Here is a 2,231-nt window from a genome sequence, read left to right on the forward strand (position 1 = left end):
GGCCGAATTCGGGTTCTTTCTCGGCGAAGGCGACTCGCGTTGCATCGCCTTCCTGCAGCAGGCGTTCCGGTCGCGTCATGGGCGCTTCTCTTGGCGCCGGCATCGTGTCGCGATTGCCGACGACGGCGCCGTGCTCGCCGTGATGGCGATTCACGACGGGCAGCAGACGATGCTCGACGACGTGCATGTCGTGTGGGCACTGGCGCGCTTCTTTGGCGTGCGCCGCACGATTGGCCAGTTGTTGCGCGGGCTGATCCTCGAAACGGAAATTCCGGCGCCGAGGCGCTCGCAGATCCTCGTCGCGCATTGCGCAACCGACGAGCGGCAGCGCGGCACGGGCATCTTCAGCGCGCTGTTTCGCGACGCGCTGGACGCCGGCGCATTGCCCGCCGACGGCAGCCGTGACGTCGTGCTCGACGTGCTGACCCGCAATGTGCGGGCCCGCGCGCTGTACGAACGGCTCGGGTTCACCGCACTGCCGCGGCCGCGCGCTCGTTCGCGCCGGCTGCCCGCCGAACTCGATTCGATCCGGATGCGGTTGTCGCGCCGCGCCTGACGGCGCGTCGGGTGCCCGCGATGCTACTTGTGCCGCGGGCTGAACGGCCGCTGCTGCACATCGGCGCCCTGCGCGACGATCGCCGTCCCCTCCGGCACTTCCTCCCATGCCCCCCGCAGGTCGACGAGCGGCTCGGACACGACCATGAACGCGTCGTCGCCGGCTTCGGCGATGCGCGGGTTGTGCGGATACAGCTCGTGCAGGTGCTTGAACGACGTGCTGTGGAACAGCGAACGCGATTGCCGCTCGCTCGAATAACGCACCGCGATGATCCGTTCGCCGTCGGTCGCGCAGATCGTCATGTTGAGCGGGTCGGCCACGCGATGCCGCGCGGCGGTTTCCTCGACCACGCCGACCATCCGCTCGAGCGCGGGCAGTGGCGTCTGCTCGAGGCCGTAGGTCAGCGCGAGGCGGAACATCAGTTCGGAGTCGGTCGAGCCTTCGAGTGTCGGGAACAGCGCGGGATCGATCTTCAACGTCAGGTCGCGGCGCAGCTTGTGGAAGTCGCGGATCAGCCCGTTGTGCGCGAACAGCCAGCGACCGTGGCGGAACGGGTGGCAGTTGGTTTCCTGGACGGGCGTGTCGGTAGCCGCGCGGATGTGCGCGATGAACATCCGCGAGCGGATCGCGCGCGCGGCTTCGCGCAGGTTGCGGTCGTTCCACGCGGGGTGCACGGAGCGATAGCGGAACGGGAGTTCGTCAGGGTGCCCGTACCAGCCGATGCCGAAGCCGTCGCCGTTGGTGGTCGTCGCCCCCAGCTCCGAATGCAGGCTCTGATCGATCAGCGAATGCTTCGCGCGGAACAGGACGGTCTCGAGATGAAGCGGATTACCCGTATAGGCGAGCCAGCGGCACATGGAGCGCTCCTTCACGATGGATCGTTCGCGCATGGTAGCCGACTTCGCGGCGCATCCGCGACGGTGTGCGCCCGGCCGGCCATTCGGGCAGGTACGCTGGCCAATCTTCATACATCGCTTGCCCGGCGGCGCGCGGCGCAACCGGGCGGCCAGGCAGCCATTCGGCCGGGCGCCGCCACGCGACGGCAGCGCCGCGGCCGTCAGGTTCAGTCGCCGAGCGCGTCCATCACGCGTGCCGAATAGACGAGCGCCGCACCGGCGTTCAGCGCAATCGCGACGCCGAGCGCTTCCGCCACTTCTTCCTTGGTCGCGCCATGCTTGGCCGCTTCCGCGGTGTGCACGGCGATACAGCCGTCGCAGCGCGTCGTGACGGCGACCGCGAGCGCGATCAGTTCGCGCGTCTTCGCGTCGAGATGGCCCGTCTTGGCACCGGCGCCGGACAGCGCCTTGTAGCCGGCCAGCGTATCGGGCGACAGCTTGGCGATCTCGCCGATGCGCGTCGAGAGTTCCTTCCGGTATTCGTTCCAGTTCAGCATGATGCGTCCTTTCGAGTAGGGGTGAGGAGGGCGGCGGGCGCCGCGATCTCGGGCGATGCAGGGCTATTCTGATCGTTCGCGCTGAGGGTTTCGATACGCTAGAGTGTCAATTTTTAGCGCGATCGTCTCATGGATGCGTTGAGTCAACTGTTGTCGCTGGGCCGCAGCCATGTCGAGCTCGACCTGCGCTGCCTGCTCGACGGGCCGTTCGCGATGCCGCACGACCCGCTGCCTCCCGGCGAGGCGGCGTTTCACCTGGTGCTGGCCGGAACCTGCCGGCTG

General features: G+C 68.0%; 3 protein-coding genes and 1 pseudogene. 2 read left to right on the forward strand and 2 right to left on the reverse strand.

Going from position 1 to position 2,231, the window contains the following annotated elements; translation table 11 throughout:
• The coding region (locus JYJ84_RS34700) for a GNAT family N-acetyltransferase (RefSeq protein ID WP_205190131.1) at positions 1 to 556 on the forward strand (556 nt) is incomplete at its 5' end.
• Positions 557 to 579: 23 nt separating this feature from the next.
• Here the strand turns inward: JYJ84_RS34700 and JYJ84_RS34705 are convergent.
• Complete coding sequence (locus JYJ84_RS34705) at positions 580 to 1,413, reverse strand: class II glutamine amidotransferase (protein ID WP_122944570.1); 834 nt, start codon at positions 1,411 to 1,413, stop codon at positions 580 to 582.
• Positions 1,414 to 1,619: 206 nt separating this feature from the next.
• Entirely contained in the window at positions 1,620 to 1,949 is a 330-nt protein-coding gene (locus tag JYJ84_RS34710; protein ID WP_043189451.1) for a carboxymuconolactone decarboxylase family protein, read from the reverse strand.
• Between the two features lie 129 nt (positions 1,950 to 2,078).
• Here JYJ84_RS34710 and JYJ84_RS34715 point away from each other — a divergent pair.
• Positions 2,079 to 2,231 (forward strand): annotated as a pseudogene (locus JYJ84_RS34715) (AraC family transcriptional regulator); the annotation flags it as partial.

It is taken from the genome of Burkholderia sp. LMG 13014, from assembly GCF_905232215.1.
Lineage (GTDB): Bacteria > Pseudomonadota > Gammaproteobacteria > Burkholderiales > Burkholderiaceae > Burkholderia.

Coding starts and splice junctions, on each gene's coding strand:
- JYJ84_RS34705 (WP_122944570.1), bottom strand. CDS start 1,413: ATGTGCCGCTGGCTCGCCTATACGGGTAATCCGCTTCATCTCGAGACC.
- JYJ84_RS34710 (WP_043189451.1), bottom strand. CDS start 1,949: ATGCTGAACTGGAACGAATACCGGAAGGAACTCTCGACGCGCATCGGC.